15 protein-coding genes and 2 pseudogenes are annotated in these 16072 nt (G+C 57.0%); 4 read left to right on the top strand and 13 right to left on the bottom strand.

Going from position 1 to position 16072, the window contains the following annotated elements:
• Positions 1 to 37: 37 nt before the first annotated feature.
• The gene (locus RRX38_RS25090) at positions 38 to 790 is read right to left on the bottom strand and encodes a methyl-accepting chemotaxis protein (RefSeq protein WP_410524916.1); all 753 of its coding nucleotides are present in this window, start codon (positions 788 to 790) and stop codon (positions 38 to 40) included.
• Between the two features lie 12 nt (positions 791 to 802).
• Positions 803 to 1621 (bottom strand): annotated as a pseudogene (locus tag RRX38_RS25085) (cache domain-containing protein); the annotation flags it as partial.
• A 324-nt stretch (positions 1622 to 1945) separates the two neighbouring features.
• Between RRX38_RS25085 and RRX38_RS16940 the strand changes: the two are divergent.
• Positions 1946 to 2296, top strand: a complete 351-nt coding sequence (locus RRX38_RS16940) for a putative quinol monooxygenase (protein WP_315960009.1) — start codon at positions 1946 to 1948, stop codon at positions 2294 to 2296.
• Positions 2297 to 2376: 80 nt separating this feature from the next.
• Here RRX38_RS16940 and RRX38_RS16935 read toward each other — a convergent pair whose 3' ends face one another.
• A complete protein-coding gene (locus tag RRX38_RS16935) occupies positions 2377 to 3462 on the bottom strand; it encodes an L-dopachrome tautomerase-related protein (RefSeq protein ID WP_315960008.1) in 1086 nt (361 codons plus the stop codon).
• Positions 3463 to 3557: 95 nt separating this feature from the next.
• On the opposite strand from RRX38_RS16935, the gene RRX38_RS16930 reads away from it, so the two are divergent.
• Complete coding sequence (locus tag RRX38_RS16930; RefSeq protein WP_410524915.1) at positions 3558 to 4460, top strand: LysR substrate-binding domain-containing protein; 903 nt, start codon at positions 3558 to 3560, stop codon at positions 4458 to 4460.
• An 8-nt stretch (positions 4461 to 4468) separates the two neighbouring features.
• On the opposite strand, the gene RRX38_RS16925 is transcribed toward RRX38_RS16930, so the two are convergent.
• Positions 4469 to 5272, bottom strand: a complete 804-nt coding sequence (locus RRX38_RS16925; RefSeq protein WP_315960006.1) for a glycine betaine ABC transporter substrate-binding protein — start codon at positions 5270 to 5272, stop codon at positions 4469 to 4471.
• A 372-nt stretch (positions 5273 to 5644) separates the two neighbouring features.
• Between RRX38_RS16925 and RRX38_RS16920 the strand changes: the two genes are divergently transcribed.
• Positions 5645 to 7138, top strand: coding sequence for a YifB family Mg chelatase-like AAA ATPase (locus RRX38_RS16920; protein WP_315960005.1), 1494 nt, complete (start codon positions 5645 to 5647; stop codon positions 7136 to 7138).
• Between the two features lie 233 nt (positions 7139 to 7371).
• Here RRX38_RS16920 and leuD read toward each other — a convergent pair whose 3' ends face one another.
• The 7 genes from leuD to RRX38_RS16885 form a co-directional block, all read right to left on the bottom strand.
• Positions 7372 to 8025 (bottom strand): 3-isopropylmalate dehydratase small subunit, encoded by a 654-nt coding sequence (leuD, locus tag RRX38_RS16915; protein ID WP_315960004.1) that lies wholly within the window; start codon positions 8023 to 8025, stop codon positions 7372 to 7374.
• Between the two features lie 6 nt (positions 8026 to 8031).
• Positions 8032 to 9435, bottom strand: a complete 1404-nt coding sequence (gene leuC / locus RRX38_RS16910; RefSeq protein ID WP_315960003.1) for a 3-isopropylmalate dehydratase large subunit — start codon at positions 9433 to 9435, stop codon at positions 8032 to 8034.
• 218 nt (positions 9436 to 9653) lie between these two features.
• The gene (locus RRX38_RS16905; protein WP_315960002.1) at positions 9654 to 10985 is read right to left on the bottom strand and encodes an MFS transporter; all 1332 of its coding nucleotides are present in this window, start codon (positions 10983 to 10985) and stop codon (positions 9654 to 9656) included.
• 83 nt (positions 10986 to 11068) lie between these two features.
• On the bottom strand, positions 11069 to 12004 hold the full coding sequence (locus RRX38_RS16900; protein WP_315960001.1) for a hydroxymethylglutaryl-CoA lyase: 936 nt from the start codon (positions 12002 to 12004) through the stop codon (positions 11069 to 11071).
• Positions 12001 to 13191: a CaiB/BaiF CoA-transferase family protein gene (locus RRX38_RS16895; RefSeq protein ID WP_315960000.1), complete on the bottom strand. Its 1191-nt coding sequence runs from the start codon at positions 13189 to 13191 to the stop codon at positions 12001 to 12003. Before RRX38_RS16895 ends, RRX38_RS16900 begins: the two co-directional genes overlap by 4 nt.
• A gap of 107 nt (positions 13192 to 13298) precedes the next feature.
• On the bottom strand, positions 13299 to 14207 hold the full coding sequence (locus tag RRX38_RS16890) for a LysR family transcriptional regulator (protein ID WP_315959999.1): 909 nt from the start codon (positions 14205 to 14207) through the stop codon (positions 13299 to 13301).
• 130 nt (positions 14208 to 14337) lie between these two features.
• Positions 14338 to 14760, bottom strand: a complete 423-nt coding sequence (locus RRX38_RS16885) for a hypothetical protein (protein WP_315959998.1) — start codon at positions 14758 to 14760, stop codon at positions 14338 to 14340.
• Positions 14761 to 14844: 84 nt separating this feature from the next.
• Here RRX38_RS16885 and RRX38_RS16880 point away from each other — a divergent pair.
• Positions 14845 to 15186 (top strand): annotated as a pseudogene (locus RRX38_RS16880) (MerR family DNA-binding transcriptional regulator); the annotation flags it as partial.
• Between the two features lie 182 nt (positions 15187 to 15368).
• Here RRX38_RS16880 and RRX38_RS16875 read toward each other — a convergent pair.
• Both RRX38_RS16875 and RRX38_RS16870 read right to left on the bottom strand, forming a co-directional pair.
• Positions 15369 to 15587 (bottom strand): hypothetical protein, encoded by a 219-nt coding sequence (locus RRX38_RS16875; protein ID WP_315959997.1) that lies wholly within the window; start codon positions 15585 to 15587, stop codon positions 15369 to 15371.
• Positions 15587 to 15910 (bottom strand): helix-turn-helix domain-containing protein, encoded by a 324-nt coding sequence (locus tag RRX38_RS16870; RefSeq protein ID WP_315959996.1) that lies wholly within the window; start codon positions 15908 to 15910, stop codon positions 15587 to 15589. Before RRX38_RS16870 ends, RRX38_RS16875 begins: the two co-directional genes overlap by 1 nt.
• Between the last annotated feature and the right edge of the window lie 162 nt (positions 15911 to 16072).

Genomic DNA, 16072 nt, shown 5'->3' with positions numbered 1-16072 from the left:
GCTCCAGGCTCATCTCATTGTTCTGCGCCGTCATGCCCTAGGTCTGGCTGATATGACGGGAGATCTGCGTCAGGTTGTGGTTCACCTCGGCGCTGATGCTCGACTGCTCTTCGGCCGCCGTCGCAATCTGGTTGTTCACGCCGCTGATGTCCGACACCGCCTGGCTGACACCCGCGAGGATCTGCCCGGTGCCGTTGGCCTTGGCCACCGCCACCTCACTCACCTTGATGCTGTTCTGCATGGCGGCCACCGCCGCGCGTGAGCCCTGCTGCAACTGGCTGATCTTTTCCTGGATTTCTTGGGTGCTCTTCTGCGTGCGCGAGGCCAGCGACCGCACCTCATCGGCCACCACGGCAAAGCCGCGCCCCTGCTCACCCGCACGGGCCGCCTCGATGGCCGCGTTCAAGGCCAGCAGGTTGGTCTGTTCGGCGATGGCGCGAATCACATCCAGAATCGAGCCGATGGATTCCACATCCTGGCCGAGGGTCTGGATATCCCGCGCCGCCGTGCCGATATCCGACGCCAGGCCACTGATCGACTGGATCGTCTCATCGACGTTGACCTGAATGGCACGCGCCTGGTCATCCGTGTTGCGGGTCATCTGCGCCGCGCTCTGCGCCGACTCCGAAACGTTATGCGTGGCTTGCGCCATCTGCTCCATCGCGTGGGCAACCTGCTCGGCATCATCGTTCTGGCGAACCAGGGCATCAGCAGCCTGCTGGGTGCTCTGACGCAGCTGCTCGTTACGCTCCTGAAGCGCCTGCACGCAACGGGTCAACTCCAGAATCATGTCGCGGATCTTGCTGACGAACAGGTTGAACGCCTGCGCCATCGCGGCGGTTTCCTCGTTGCCGTCGACCGGCAGATGATGCGCCAGGTCGCCGTCCTCGGAGGCCAGCAACTGCAGGTTGTTGGTTAGCAACTTGATGGGCCGCACCAGCGAAGCCGCCACCCAGGAGGCCAGCGCCGCGAGAATGATCAACAGCACGGCCAGTGTCAGGCCTTGTTTCCAGCGCATTTCATCCAGCGCTTTCTGCTGTTGCTGCATCTGGTCATCGATCAGCGCGTCGACACCGTCGATGTAGAAACCGGCGCCGAGCGTCCAACCCCATTTTTCCAGATAGCGGGAATAGGACAGCTTCGGGAACGAGGTGCTGCCACCCGGCTTGGGGAAGTAGTAGGTGACGAAGTCGCCGCCGCGCTTGGCCGCGCCGATCAGCTCGCGGATCAGGTAAAAGCCGTTGGTGTCCTTCAGGTCCCAGAAGTTCTTGCCCTCGTCCTTGCCGGCCAGCACCACACGGTCGCCATTGTCGGTGTAGACGAAGAAGTAACCATCGGCGCCGTAGCGCAGCCCACGCAAGCGTTCCGCCGCTTCCTTGCGCACTTCGGGCGACTGGGCATCGGGGCGATCATACAGGGGCTTGATCGCCGTGAAGGCGATGTCCATGTAATGCAGCAGCTCTTCCTTGCGGGTCTTGATCAGGTTTTGTCGGGTCTCTTCCAGGCTGCGCTCACTGAGTGCCTTCTGTTCGGAGAATGCCAGAAGCTGCAGGACCAAGGCAGTGAGAAAGGCCGGAATGATGGCCAGCAAAAGAACCTTGTTGCGAATGTTCCATTTCATACCGCGCCCCGATTTTTTTGATATTAGGATGCCAGTAATATCGGCAGAACAGGCGAATCTTGAGCGGTTTCCCAGCGCCATATCGCTGCGAATGGACATCAGGCTCCGATGCAGTTTTCCGGGCGACCGTGAGGGCAATTCAGCGATGCAATTTCGTTTCGCCAAACGGTAATCCTTCACACGCAGCCCTGCCAAACTTACCGCGACATTTGGCCGAAACAGTAAGTATTTTCGCCAATTTGAATAAACTATTTCGCCACTCGCTCAGCTATCGACAGGTACAGCGCTGATGCAAGCTCTGATGTAAAACCAGAGCAGACGGCCATGCCCCAGCCTATATACACAGTTGCGCATATCACCGCTGAGCCATCCTCGGTCAAGGACGTCTATGAGGCGTTATTAAAAGCAGTCGAAGAGACTCGAAGCGAAGAGGGATGCCTGCATTACGATTTATTTCGAGTTCTGGACAATCCCGCCAACTGGACAATGCTCGAGGCCTGGCAGAGCGAGGCCGCGCTGGTCAAGCACACAACAGGCGATGCATTCAGGGCATTGAGCCGTGCAATTGAGGATAAAGCGACCATCGTGGTATTCCGGCTTGCGCCTGTCGCCCTGAACTCTGGCGAACACTCCACGATAAGGCCGAGCTTCTGGATCGGCAATGGCTTGCCCTGATCGAGCACTCCCGGCAAAGGCACACTCTCTTGACGCCATCAGGGCTGGCCTTCACAAGCGCGAGCCCTGATGAGACTGCATCACTCAAGATTCAGTCGGTAGATCTCGAGGGGGCGCTGCACTTGAGACGCGCCGTTATTGAACAGACTGACACGGTCAACTTGTGCGGCCGGAAGATACAACCTGCCTTGACGATCAAAAGCTGGCGCATCCACCCAGTGCAGTCGTTTGTCAGTCGCAAGGGTTCGCACCTCGCCATCCGGAGCGATACGCTTCACACTGTCTTGAGCCAGGTCACTGAAGTAAAAGTTACCGCTTTTATCCATCACGGTTCCTCCGACAGGAGGAAGGTCTTTCCAATATTCGACTTTTTGTGCGAGCGCCTCTTCCGCCACGCTGGGGTCATCCAACCAGCGGGTTTCGATCTTGTACCAAGGTCCTGTCAGAGGCGCGAAGTAAAGCCATTTTCCATCGTTAGAAACTTCGAGCGGATCCGCATGCACCCGCAATGCGCGGCCATCAGGCGCCCGTAGTACCTTGCCACCTACGATAATGTCGCGGTCTTCAGGAGCACGCACTGCCTGACTGCTGGAAAGCACTCGACGAGCTTTTTGTGTTGCGAGATCCAGCACGATAATCCCGGGAACGCCGGCATCTGTCAGATAAGCGTGGCCGCCATTAAGACGGACATCATCAATGTAGCTACCGGCCTGGGCGATGCTGGACTCGAAGGGTATGACTTTCTCGACCAGACCACTGTCGAGGTCAACAACCACCAGCTTCGCCCCACCAGGAACAACCTTGCCCCCAAAGTCCGTGACTCCGGCATCGACGATCCAAAGCCGCTGCTTATCATCCACTCGCATGGCATTGACGTTGATGAACCGCTGTTGGGCGGGAATCTTGGGATCTTCACTGTTCCACCGGGCATCAGGGAACGGGTGTGGTTGCCCCTTGCCGTCAAGCTTCGAAACAGAGGGTCCTTGTGACCCCATCCATCTGGGTCCTGATACGTAGAGTGCGCCTGAGTTATCCACCGCGACCGCGTTCCATACGGCCGTATCTGATTGGGCCACGACCTGCAGGTCATACTGTTCCGCCGCCTGGGCCGTCGCCATCAGGCCTGACATGATGGCAGACAGTGCAAAGCGTTTGAGTCGATTCATTGCCAGCTCCTGTTTGAATGCTGGGCAATCTTCATTGCTATGCTTATGATGAAAAATGCCAACACCACATAAAGAATTTCGTGAAATTGAAGAAAATCGTCCGACTTGATGACTTGCAGGTTTTCGTCACCACGGCCACAGCTGGAAGCTTCTCGGCTGCCGCCCGGTTACTGTCGATTTCTCCTGCCTTGGCAAGCAGCGCCGTACAGCGCCTGGAGAGCTGCCTGAACGTCCGGCTCTTCATACGCTCTACACGGCGGCTCAGGCTGTCTGATGATGGAGAGCGGTATCTGCCACATGCACGACAGGCACTGGATGTACTGGAAAACGGCGAGCACCTGTTGACGCAAGGGCGTCAGGACATTGCTGGAACCATCCGATTGTCGATGCCTTCAGACGTGGGAAGAAACGTGCTGCTGCCGTGGCTTGACGAGTTCAAGGAAATGCATTCGAAGGTTCGGCTGCAACTGCGCATCAGTGATCAGGTGGCCGATTTATTCAGCGAGCATCTGGATGCCAGCATTCGTTATGGCCAGCTAACCGACTCCAGTCTGGTCTCCTTGTCGCTGTCGCCGTTCAATAGAAGAACGGTCTGCGCATCGCCCGCGTACCTGCAACGGCATGGCCGGCCAGCGACACCAGCGGACTTGGCTCGTCACAACTGCCTGCGATACGTGATGGGCGATCAAACCCATGAACGGTGGAATTTCAACCTGCCAGGCGGCGGGCAAACCGTACAGGTCAGTGGCGACCGTATCAGTGACGACGCCGATATTGTCCGCCGTTGGGCCTTGGCCGGCTTCGGGATTATCTACAAGTCCAGAATCGATGTAATGGATGACCTGCGTAATGGCCGGCTAGTTGAGCTTTTTCCAGAAGTCTATGGACAGGCCGCGCCACTTCAGTTGGTGTGCGCGCACCGAACCTCGTTGACTCCGGCTATCCAGATGCTGAAATCCTTCCTGGCCGAGCGCCTTGAAGGCTATATGGCGTTCTAGTCCAGGCATCATGACCTGCGCTCGCCTTTCGAGCCCTCATTACAGCGTAACTCCAACCAGTGGTCGGCGGCCTCAAGCGCGGAGCGCTTTGCGCGGTGGATGAGAAAATCAATTTCACTGATAGCCGCGTTGCCCGGCCGCAAGGCAGCAAGTTCCGCCAGCAGGGGCTCCGGCATGGACTGTACCTGCTCACGGGTGGCGATGAGCGTGGCTTCATCGGTACCACCTAGAAGCCCCAGGGGTTCATCGAGCGCTCGAATACTGTACGAATGATGAAGATACTGAGGGTGCCACAAAGGGACTACGAACCACTCATTCCTGGCATAAGACGCTTCAAAGCGGTTGAAGCAGTCTGCTTCGGTGCCATCCGCAAAGTAATAGCCCAACGAATCAAGGCCATAGGCCCTTACCATCGCTTTCGAAAAGCGACTGATACCCGCCCCGGGATTGATACCTTGAATACGCCGGTTCATCAGGGCGGCGACATCACGCTTGAGCAGGTCGGCAACCGAAGCGACGTCTTCCACAGAGATATAGTCGGGCACCCCCCAGATGCAATAGGGCTGATAGAGCACCGTCAGGCACGTATAGGGCACCTCACAGGCTGCAAGGTAGGCCCCATGGCTGGCTGGCAACCAGGCAGAGACCAAGAGGTCTATCTGTCTTTCGCCGAACAGTTTGAACATCGCCTCATGAGGTGCAGCTCGAACCTCGACCTCATAGCCGTACCTTTCCAGCACGCGATGCACCAGCGCTGCGCTGGCGGCGTGAAAACTCAGATCGATGTGTCCTAAACGGATAACCTTGGGCATGATCGGTAACACTCTGGTCGGTGGTGGGCATCTGTTATCGATCCGCATGCTCAGATGAATTGACTGGACGACCGACCAAGTGGTTTTCATCGGAAAGATACGAAAGGACGGGGTATGCGCTTTAAGTTATCCAGCACGACCTTCGCCAGACATCCCCTGGGCAACGGAAGAGTTTCAACGCTTCGCTGAAGATTCCCGGCGGCGAGTCCACAACGCCGCAGCCGGTCACGCCCATGCAACCCGGCGTGGCGCCCGTCCAGACCTGAAGAACCGGCCTTGCCGTCGCTTTCACACCCTGTAGCCATTCCCTCACGCCCGCACCTTGCCAATGCTTCACGATGCCGCTTCGTCCCTTTCAAGGAAGAAGCTGCCATGTCCCTCGCCATCGTCCACAGCCGCGCCCAGGTCGGGGTGCAGGCGCCTGCCGTCACGGTCGAAACCCACCTCGCCAACGGCCTGCCGGCCCTCACTCTGGTGGGCCTGCCTGAAGGTGCAGTGAAGGAAAGCAAAGACCGGGTGCGCAGTGCCATCGTCAATTCCGGGCTGAAATTCCCCGACCGGCGCATCACCCTCAACCTGGCGCCCGCCGACCTGCCCAAGGACGGCGGGCGCTTCGACCTGGCGATTGCCTTGGGCCTGCTTGGCGCCAATGGGCAGATTCCGCTGACGGCCCTGCAGGACATCGAATGCCTGGGCGAGCTGGCACTGTCTGGCGCGTTGCGCCCGGTGCAGGGCGTGTTGCCGGCGGCGCTGGCGGCACGCCAGGCACAGCGCACCTTGATCGTACCCGCCGCCAATGCCGAAGAAGCCTGCCTGGCGTCGGGGCTGACGGTGATTGCGGTGAATCACCTGCGCGAGCTGGTCGCCCATTTCAACGGCCAGACCCCCATGACGCCCTACCGCGCCAACGGCCTGCTGCCCCAGGCCCAACCCTACCCGGACCTCAGCGAAGTGCAGGGCCAGCTGGCGGCCAAGCGGGCGCTGGTGGTGGCAGCAGCCGGAGGCCACAACCTGCTGTTCAGCGGCCCGCCGGGCACCGGCAAGACCCTGCTGGCCAGCCGCCTGCCCGGCCTGCTGCCGCCGCTGGATGAACAGGAAGCGCTGGAAGTGGCGGCAATTCATTCGGTCGCCAGCCAGGTGCCGCTGAGCAGTTGGCCGCTGCGACCGTTCCGTCAACCGCACCATTCGGCGTCCGGGCCGGCGCTGGTGGGGGGTGGCAGCCGCCCGCAACCCGGAGAAATTACCCTGGCGCATCACGGCGTATTGTTTCTCGATGAGTTGCCGGAGTTCGACCGTCGGGTACTGGAAGTGCTGCGCGAGCCGCTGGAGTCGGGTCATATCGTGGTGTCGCGGGCCCGCGACCGGGTGCGCTTTCCGGCGCGGTTCCAGCTGGTGGCGGCGATGAACCCCTGCCCTTGTGGCTATCTCGGCGAGCCCAGTGGTCGCTGCCGCTGCTCCACCGAACAGATTCAACGCTATCGCAACAAGCTGTCCGGGCCGCTGCTGGACCGCATCGACCTGCACCTCACCGTGGCCCGCGAAGCCACCAGCCTTTCGGCCTTGCCGGGCGGTGGCGAAACCACCGCCAGCGCCGCCGCCAAGGTCGCCGAAGCCCGCGAGCTGCAACAGCGCCGCCAAGGCTGTGCCAACGCCTTTCTCGACCTGCCCGGCCTGCGCCAGCACTGCAAGTTATCCCCAACCGACGAAAGCTGGCTGGAAACCGCGTGCGAACGCCTCAACCTGTCGCTGCGTGCCGCACACCGCTTGCTCAAGGTGGCGCGCACCCTGGCAGATCTTGAGCGGCAGGCAGAGATAAGTCGCGGGCACCTGGCCGAGGCGTTGCAGTATCGACCGGCGAGTCAGTAGTCAAGCTGAAGCGGTAGTAACCCGAGGTCAGATTCCAGGCATCGAACCGAAAGTGCTGACGCGTATGCAACGACAAGGCATTGCGCCAATATTGACCACTCCTGGACGCTGTTCGAAAAATGACGCGCTTTTCAGACGCCGGCTTTTCGGCGATAAGGCCGGCACTTGCTCCAGATCCGCGCCCCCCCTACTACAGACCAGTGAAGAACTTCTTGTAGTAGGGGTGAAAGTCACTACTGTCGCTGGAGTCTGTCATACAGCCACGGTTCCAATGCTATTCGAGCTTTCTCGAACTCCCTGATGGTGCTGGACTTCAGCAACGTCATACCGACTTCGTCCAAACCATTAAGCAAGCAATGCTTTCGAAACGGGTCCACATCAAACTCAACTCGGAGGCCCTGATCATCTATGACCGACTGTGTTTCAAGATCAACCCAGAGTTGGTAGCCTGGCATGCGCTCAACGGCGACGAACAGCTTTTCGACAGTAGCCTCGTCAAGCACGATTGGCAGAATCCCGTTTTTGAAGCAATTTCCATAAAATATTTCAGCAAAACTCGGGGCAATAATTGCCCTGATCCCCCAGTCATGCAAAGCCCACGGTGCATGTTCACGGCTAGAACCACAACCGAAGTTGCCCCGAGCCAGCAAAATTTCAGCCCCCTCAAAACGAGGCTGGTTCAATGGAAAGCTTAGATTAAGAGGCCTCTTAGAGCAGTCCTGATAGGGCTCCCCATGATCCAGATAACGCCACTCATCGAACAGGTGCTGGCCAAAACCGCTGCGCTCGATGATCATCAAAAACTGCTTTGGCAAGATGGCGTCAGTGTCCACATTGGCGCGGTCTAATGGAACAACCTTGCCTTTGAGATATGTGAATGGGCGCATAGTGGCTTATACCTCTTCAATATCGACAAAGTGACCTGCAATGGCGGCAGCAGCTGCCATTGCTGGGCTGACAAGATGAGTCCGCCCCCCTGGGCCTTGGCGTCCTTCAAAATTTCGATTTGAGGTCGAGGCACAACGCTCCCCGGCAGTCAGCCGGTCCTCGTTCATTCCCAGACACATCGAGCATCCGGCGTCCCGCCACTCAAAGCCGGCATCGATGAAGATACGATCAAGCCTCTCAGACTCGGCCTGCTTTTTGATCAAGCCCGAGCCAGGAACGACAAGTGCCTGTTTAATATTTTTGGCTACCTTCTTGCCTGCGACTACGGACGCGGCCAGGCGCAGATCTTCAATCCGAGAGTTCGTACAGGAACCAATGAAAACCTTATCCAGAAAGATGTCACGTATTGCCGTGCCAGGTTTCAGGTTCATGTACTTTAAAGCCCGATCAATACTTTGGCGCTTGACCGGGTCGAGCTCTTCCTGAGGAGAGGGCACACATCCGTCGATACTCGTGACCATTTCCGGAGAGGTCCCCCACGTGACGTGCGGCCTGATCGAGCTCGCCTCCATGCGAATTTCTGCGTCGAACACCGCCCCCGCATCGCTGCGCAGCGTACGCCAGTAGCGCTCGGCATCGTCCCACCGCTGGCCCGTCGGTGCCATCGGCTTGCCTCGGATGTACGCTGCGGTCGTGTCGTCAAATGCCACCATGGCACAACGCGCACCGGCCTCGATTGCCAGGTTGCAAAGTGTCATACGCGCTTCCATAGACATGGATTCGACTGTAGAGCCCGCAAACTCAATGGCATACCCGGTAGCGCCGGCGGTACCCATGCTACCGATCAGCGCTAAGGCGAGATCCTTTGACGTTATGTAAGGATTAAGATTGCCATCAATGGTGACACGCATGCTTTTGAGCTTTCTAATCGAAAGACATTGCGTTGCCAGAACGTGCTCAATTTCCGACGTACCAATTCCAAAAGCGAGTGCAGCAAAGGCACCATGGGTTGTGGTGTGAGAGTCGCCGCACACGATCGACATCCCAGGAAGCGTAAGCCCCTGTTCAGGCCCGATTACATGAAGGATCCCTTGACGGTGATCGTCCATACCGAAAAGCGTCAGGTTGAATTCTGCGCAATTTCGCTCAAGCGTATTGACTTGGCGGCGTGCAATGTCGTCCGTGATGCCTTTGGGGCGATCCTTGGTCGGAACGTTATGATCGGCAGTGGCCAGCACAGAATCTGCGCGCCATGGACGGAGTCCATTCATCCGCAGAGCATCGAATGCCTGGGGGCTTGTTACTTCATTGATCAGCTGCAAATCGATATACAGCAGAGTTTGGCCATCATCCGTATCTAGAACCGCATGACGACGCCAAATTTTCTCAAAAAGGGTAATCGGGCTCATTGCAATTCTCTTATTAGGGGCCAGCGAACCCGGCTCCACTTTGACCCTGCGTTGTGCGGGGGGATGGGGCAAAGCGGAACCGGATAAGCGGACGCGGGCAGTACTTAGCCGAGAGCACGCTCATAGAGCACGGCCTCTTAAGTACCTAATGACATTTAATACCGAGGTTACTTTGGATCTACCGAGGGTGTTCGAGACATCCAGGCCTGTATAAGTCCTCAGTTTTTATCCAACTTCCTCAAGCTCTCAGGCAATGCCCAGATCAACAGTGCCGCTGCAATCAGGCAGGTAGCACCAATCAAATAGAGCGCCGGGGTGGTGCTACCAGTAACGTCTTTAATAAAGCCCACCATTACAGGACTCACAATTCCGCCAACCTGTCCCATCGTATTGATGAGCGCAATCCCCGCAGCAGCTCCGGCCCCTGCGCCAGCAAGCAGTTTAGGAGGGAGTGACCAGAAGGTAGGGATAGAGGCGATAATACCTGCACCCAAGAGTGCCAGCGCCACGGTGAGATAAAGAATATGTGCCTCAAAAATACCGGCACTAAAGAAGCCAATAGAACCGATGGTGACCAAGCCGCATACAAACTTTCTCCGCTCGCCCGTGGCATCGGACAAACGACCGACTACCACCATACTGATAGCCCCACACACATAAGGCACTGCGGTCAGCAGCCCGATGGTTGTCGCACTTTCTATGCCGGCGCTACGAATGAGCTGCGGAGCCCAGAAATTCAGACCGTAGGATGCTACTTGGATCAGGAAGTAGATCAACGCCAGCATCAGAAATCCTGGAAGCCGTAGTGCCGTCAGCAGAGACCCTTCATGCTTGTTCAATTCATGGCTCGCGATCCGGCTAGCGAGATAGGACTTCTCATCCGAGCTCAACCAGTTGGCGTCACTGATGCGGTCTTTCAGGGTGAGCAGAACGACCAGACCCAGTGCGATGCAGGGAAGTCCCCCGAGCAGAAACAACCAGTGCCAGCCACGCATCTCGAACAATCCGTCCATGTGGCCTAACACCAAGCCGGAAACGGGTGCTCCGATGAGACCTGCAAACGCCGACGCCAAGAAGAGCATGGAGGTGATTCGACCACGATAGTTTTGCGGGAACCAAAGAGTGAGGTAGTAGAGCACCCCAGGGGCAAAGCCCGCCTCCATGGCACCGATCAGAAATCGCAAGATGTAAAATTGCCACTCTGCTGTGACGAAGACCATCAGCGCAGTAGCAAGTCCCCAGGACATCATGATGCGGGCGATCCAGCGTCTGGCTCCAACTTTGTACAGCATCATGTTGCTCGGAACTTCAAACAGGACGTACCCCACGACAAACAGGCCAGCGCCGAGTCCGTAGGCTGTATCACTGAGGCTAAGATCCGCCTGCAATTGAAACTTCGCGAAACTGATATTGATACGGTCAAAAAACGCAAAGAGATAGCAGATCATAATCAATGGCATGAGGCGCCATGCTACTTTCGATATTAACTTTTTTTCGTCGATTGAAGTGACAGGAATGCCGTCATCAGTAGCGGAAACGGAAATAGACATTTAGTTTCTCCAGGCGAGCGTCCCTTGGGAATGCTCTAATTGTTTTTGTTGTCTGGCTGGCGACAGTTTCGCTTTGGCAGGTATCAGCCGTTACCTAGAGGTAGCGGATGAAGGTCGCAATTTCGGCCTGCTTTTGCCACTTGCCCCGGCGTCTCATGCCCCACTAAGGAGGGCAGCGAGCGAGACAACGTGAGCAAATGTGGAAGATCAATTCCTGTATCGATCCCGACCTCTTCGCAAAGATTGGCCAGGTCCTCCGTGCAGATGTTGCCTGAGGCACCTGGCGCAAAAGGACAGCCACCCAGCCCACCCAGCGAAGCATCGAATCGGCGAGCGCCTGCCTCGTATGCAGCCAACACATTGCTCAGCCCAAGACCCCGGGTATTATGAAAATGCAAGGTCAGCTGTGAGGCGGGAAGTTGAGTCAGCACTCTTTTTATAAGGTGGTAGACTTGGCGTGGATTTGCCATACCCGTTGTGTCGGCCAACGTAATACCTTGCATTCCAAGCTCGTGATAAGCGCCAATCAAGCGCATGACTACATCTTCATCGATGCGGCCTTCGAAAGGGCAACCAAACGTTGTCGCCACAGTGCCATTCAACGTTACTGGGGTGCCCCGGACGAGCGATACGACATCGCTGAATGCAGCAAGTGACTGCTCCCGCGTCATGCGCATATTGGCTTTATTGTGGCTCTGGCTAGCTGACAACACCAAGTTCAACTCATCAGCTTTGGACGCCAGGGCTCGCTGGGCACCTTTCAGATTCGGCACAAGCGCCACATAAACCACACCGGGTCGACGTTCTATTCCCTGAAATACTGCTTCGCCATCGCGCAGAGCAGGAATTGCCTTCGGCGATACAAATGAGCCGGCTTCAATCCGACTGAAGCCACTCAAGGACAGCTCGTTGATGAGCTTGATCTTGTCTGCAGTTTCGACCCAGACCGGTTCGATCTGCAAACCATCACGAGGCGATACCTCCTGGATGATGAGGCGTTGGGAGTAGTCGGTGATCATTGCACGACTCCCTCATCCTTCAGACGTTGGATCGTTTCTTCAGGCAATCCCAAATCACCGAGAACAACCTGGGTGTGCTGGCCGAGGCTTGGCCCCTGCCAATTGACACAGCCTGGAGTGTCCGACAGCTTCGGTACGATGCCCGGCATTTTCACCGTAGTTCCGTCAGGCAGCGCCGCATTCAAAATCATGTCGCGCGCTTGGTAGTGTGGATCAGCCACGATGTCTGCTACGGAGTAGATGCGCCCTGCCGGAACCTCGGCTTTTTCCAAGGCTTCAAGCACGGCATCAATGGGCAGCTTGGAGCTCCACTGAGTTATTGCCTCATCCAACAGCTCGCACTGTGCCGCTCGACCGTCGTTGTGCTCAAACGCGGGATCATCCCTGAGATCCGGCCGACCAATCGTAGTCATCAAGCGCTTATAGATCGGATCGCTGTTGCCTGCGATAACAACATACGCTTTGTCTACCGTCGGATAAGTGTTGGATGGCGCGATGCCAGGCAAAGCACCTCCGCTACGTTCCCGGACATGACCAAGCATGTCGTATTCAGGTACCAAGCTTTCCATGACGTTGAAAACGCTTTCTGCGAGAGATACATCAACCACCTGTCCGTCACCTTGCCCCGTCTTGACACGCAATACGGACATGAGCGCACCAATTACGGCGTGCATGGAGGCAAGCGAGTCACCCAGACTTACGCCTACGCGGGCAGGTGGAATGCCGGGTGTACCAGTGGTATAGCGGATTCCGCCCATGGCTTCACCGATGGCACCAAAACCGGGGCGATCTCGGTAAGGGCCCGACTGGCCGTAACCCGAGATGCGTACCAAAGTCAGTTTCGGATTCAACTCGTGGAGCACGTCCCAACCGATGCCTAACTTCTCCAGCGCCCCAGGGCGCAGGTTTTCGATCAGAACATCGGCGCTTTCAACCAATTGCTTGACGATGGCAATGCCAGACGCTGACTTCAGGTTCAATGCAATGGACTTTTTGTTCCTGGATTGCAGGTACCACCACAGCGACGTCCCCTCGTGCAGTTTTCGCCATTTACGAAGAGGGTCTCCCTGTCCCAAGGACTCGATCTTGATTACCTCGGCGCCGAACTCGGCCATCATGCGGGCAGCAAACGGTGCCGCTATAAGCGTACCGATCTCGATCACCCGAAGTCCGTTGAGAGCAGTCATGGTGCAACCTCTGTTTCTTGGAATTTGCACCAAGACTAGGGGCTCACGTTGAACAAACTCCAACGGTATATCGGAAAGTGGCTTTCGCGTTTCGCGAACGGACGAGGCTAGCGGGGCTGCTGCAGGTGGTCGAACAGCAGTTGGCTGACTGGCGATAGCGCTTCGCCCTCACGCACCAATAGAACCAAGGTTCGATCTGACCACTCGTCGCTGAGTTGCACCGCTGTCAACCCCAGACCTCGGCCAAACAGTTCGAATGCTTTAAACGGCAAAATACCTATGCCCATGTCGGCCTGGACCATGCGACACACGGCGTCGAAGCCAGGAACATGAATACGTAAACGGAGGGGTTGTCCTAAAGCCTTCGCCGCAGCATGGATGCGATTATTGATCGAACTGGCCGAGTGCAGCCCAATGTGGTCGTACATCAGCGTTTCAACAAATGCGACCTGCCCACGCTCTGCGAGTGGATGGTCGCTGCGCGTCACTACCACCAGTCGATCGTGACGATATGGCACCCGGTATAGACCGTGGGTCTCACTGTCCATCGAACAAATACCCAGATCGGCGACACCGTCGATGATCCCCTGCACGACACCATCGCTCGGGCGCTCTTCCAAATCCACCTTTACCTGAGAGTGATTGAGCACGAAATCGTGCAGATCCTCGGGCAGGAACTGGATGATCGCAGAGAGGTTCGCAAGCATCCGTACATAGCCTCTGAGCCCTTGCAGGTGCTCACCCACCTCAATTCCAACCTTCTCCACCTCAGTGAGGATGCGTCGAGCGTGATGTAGCAACGTCTCCCCAGCAGCAGTAAGGTCCATGCCTTTGGCTGTACGGGAGTAAAGCGGAACGCCTAAAGCCTCCTCGAGCTCCATCAACCGTTTACTAGCGGCCGAGACCGCAATAGCCTCCCTTGAAGACGCTCGCGTCAGCGTGCCTTCTTCGTGCACAGCCACAAAGAGCTGTAAGGTGATCAAGTCTAGCCGTCGGATCAGCTGCTTATGAAGCATTAGGTCCCCCACACTGAATTGCCAAAAACGCCATCGATTAATCTCTGCCAACTGGCACCCAGGGTGCAGGCAATTTGCACTATGGTGGCGTTGTAGACCAGGATAGTGATACACACGGTCTATAAGCCTCTCAAGCCCATCGAGGCTCCACTGTGCGCCGCGCCCTGACCGGTGCCCATTGTGCGATCGCCCACAGCACCTCGAACGAGAAGATCACCCACAGCAGACCGGATGCACCATGAGCCAAGGCATACAACTGCCATATGGCAAACAGGATCCGCCCGGCGGCATCGTAGCGGCCGAAGCGTCGCTGCGGATGACGAATCCTCAACCAGGACCAAACGCAGACGATAGACCCCATCAGGTTGGCCATCATCACGTGCATCGGCTCAAACAGCGGCATCTGGCCACTCAAACCGAGCATGCCGTGCAGCGAACCCAGCCACTGCTGCAGCAGGGCGAAGCTCCAGGGCGTCACGAAACCGATTGTAATGATCAGGTCGTAGAGACCACTGGCACGCACCAACTGACGATATTGGGCGGTTGTCCACATTTGCTGCACTCCCTCGAATCAACGAAGGCATCAGGCTAAAGCCTGGAGTAAGCTCCAAGGTCAAGCCCGAATAAGGAAGTGCTCATGCGCATTGGCGAACTCGCCCAGGTCTGCGGCGTCAGCCGCGATACGCTGCGTTTCTATGAAGAACGCGGGCTCATTCAAGCTCGACGCTTGGCCAACGGTTACCGCGACTACCCGGAAGAAATCGCTCAACTGGTGCACTTCATCCGCGACGCCCAGCGCCTGGGTTTCAGCCTCACGGAGATCGGCGACAACGTCGGGCAGCTGTGGCAAAACCCGAACCCCGATCAGGCGGTCGAAGCGCTGCTGCGTGACAAGCTGGCGCTGATCGAACAGCGCCTTGAAGAGTTACAACAGTTGCGCACCATGCTCTTGCAGCGCCTTACCCTGGCCTGCCCGTTGCGTAATGAGCCAGACCGCTCTCGAACAGCGAACGAGCTGGATCGCGGGCACTTGGCCGAAACGATGCGACACTAACGAGCATGTCCGTAGGTAAAAAGGTCAGGCTCGCAACCTGGCACCGCTGGTAGCAGCAACGGCAGCGTCCAATTCAAGACCTCTAAGATGTTGGGCATAGTGGTCCTTCAACTCCTGAGCCCACCCAGCGACTTCATCCAGGATGAATTCCGCTTGATCCTTTTGCCGGAGAGTGGGTAATGAACCGCATCTGGCACCCAGAACCCTTCACTGATGGCCTCGGGGGAGTAGACGAACGTGCCCACCCCTTTCTCGATTGTCAGCTTGCCCAGCGTCACCGTCTTTGAGCTAAGCGGACACTCCATATAGATATAGGCGCTGGCCATCAGAAGTCCTCCGCGCGAACACGGGCCAGGCGTACGCGCTTTTCGCTGTAGGCCTCCAACGCCTCAGTCTCGAAAGCCGGATCTTCCTGCAACGCCTGAAACACGCGGTCCGAGACGCCAGCGGTGAAAAGCACCAGCATGAAATCCCGGAGGGAAACGCCCTCCGCCTTGCCTGCCTCGATATGCCTGACCGTACGCAGTGATGTACCGGCCTTATGGGCCAGGTCGACCTGTCGCATGGCCAATCGCAAGCGAGCCTGCTTGACCAATAGCCCTATTCGGTAGAGCAGAGTAGTACTTTGAACGGGGAAAAAGCCTGCCATAAGGACTCATAAAAAGACACTTTAAGATTAATAAGATGCCATCTTGAGGAATCTTAATTCCAAAAATCAAAATTTAAGATCTTATAGAAAAACACCTTATAAGGTATAAGGCTACACCAGAAGATAGCTTATGTCGTCTACCGTATGACTGGTGTAGGGGCC

Source organism: Pseudomonas sp. DTU_2021_1001937_2_SI_NGA_ILE_001, assembly GCF_032463525.1.
Taxonomy (GTDB): domain Bacteria; phylum Pseudomonadota; class Gammaproteobacteria; order Pseudomonadales; family Pseudomonadaceae; genus Aquipseudomonas.
This window is presented reverse-complemented; position numbering and strand designations above follow the sequence as displayed.